Source organism: Candidatus Obscuribacterales bacterium, from assembly GCA_036703605.1.
In the GTDB taxonomy this organism is placed as follows: domain Bacteria; phylum Cyanobacteriota; class Cyanobacteriia; order RECH01; family RECH01; genus RECH01.
This window is the reverse complement of record DATNRH010000485.1, coordinates 1-1,086: the sequence shown is the minus strand read 5'-3', so window position 1 is coordinate 1,086 and position 1,086 is coordinate 1. Positions and strand designations below refer to the sequence as shown.

Here is a 1,086-nt window from a genome sequence, read left to right as displayed (position 1 = left end):
GCCCCGTAGACTATCGAAATTTTGGGGTATACCAAAATTTTGGTCCAAGACCCCAAATTACGTTTTTTAGACGCAGCAGAGGTGCGTTCGCGGGCTTTCTTCCAGTCATTGATATGTTGCGCAGTGGAGATATAAGAGGGGCATCTAGGTTGGGCTTTGATGGCCTCTGGCATTTGAAGGTGATGGATGAATTTCAAAGTGTACTGGTCAAGGCCTGGAGGAGGTTCAAAGGTGCCAGCCAGGATCTGCTGTACCACATCTTGGTCTCCTAGGTACCCAAGAAGGGGCTGGAGGGGAGGAGTCATGAAGGGTGTGTCTTCAGATTGGCGGTATTTGAGTTCATTAGTGGAGCAACAGGCCTGCTCAATGGAGTTTTTGGTAGCACATTCCACAGTGTTGCCCTGGGCATCTTCATGGAGGACCATAGTGACACTACCTGTACCTAGCTTTCCAAGAATGCGTCTCACTGCTCGGCCCTGTTGGCGTTGCTGCATATGTCTGAGCACCTGTTTCTTACGTTTAGGGTCAAAAGTGTCAATGAATTTGAGTCGGGAGTCCATATCGTGTTTCTTGGCTTGGTTATATCGGGACCAGGCTTCTTTTCGGTGATGGAGGAGCTCAGGGAGAGTCAAAGCGCGTGTATAGAGGTGGTCTAGACCAGCCTTTTGCTTTACCTTGTCATAGTATCGCCCATGGACTCGGCCACCTTGGCGTCGGTAAATAGCAAGGTTCCAAAAGGTAACTTCTTTGCGGGGTTTGTCCACTGCCAGGGAATACTGCACTGCACCCATTCGTAATTTCCGGCAGCGGCGCTCAGCGTACAGCATGCATTGAGTGATCAGGTTTTTGATAGTATTGGCTTCCAGGGCTTGGGTGGGAGTCAGAGGACCAGTGATGGAGGCCTCCAGGGAGAACTGTCGGGCCTGCAGGTGGTGTTCTTTGAGTTTTTGTTTGTAGAGATCAAGGTACCTGGCAACAACCCGGTCGTCGCGCAGTATCAGGCGTCTGGCAGAAGGTCTAGTAATGGGTGGGGATTCATGTCCAAAGAAAGACTGGTAGGTGAAGTCAATCCAGAGGGCCCTGTGG

General features: G+C 50.8%; 2 protein-coding genes. One reads left to right on the top strand and one right to left on the bottom strand.

Annotated elements, in window-relative coordinates; translation table 11 throughout:
* On the bottom strand, window positions 1-425 hold a 425-nt coding region (locus tag V6D20_10315; protein HEY9816174.1), incomplete at its 3' end, for a hypothetical protein.
* A 405-nt stretch (window positions 426-830) separates the two neighbouring features.
* Here V6D20_10315 and V6D20_10310 point away from each other — a divergent pair.
* The coding region (locus V6D20_10310) for a hypothetical protein (GenBank protein ID HEY9816173.1) at window positions 831-1,086 on the top strand (256 nt) is incomplete at its 3' end.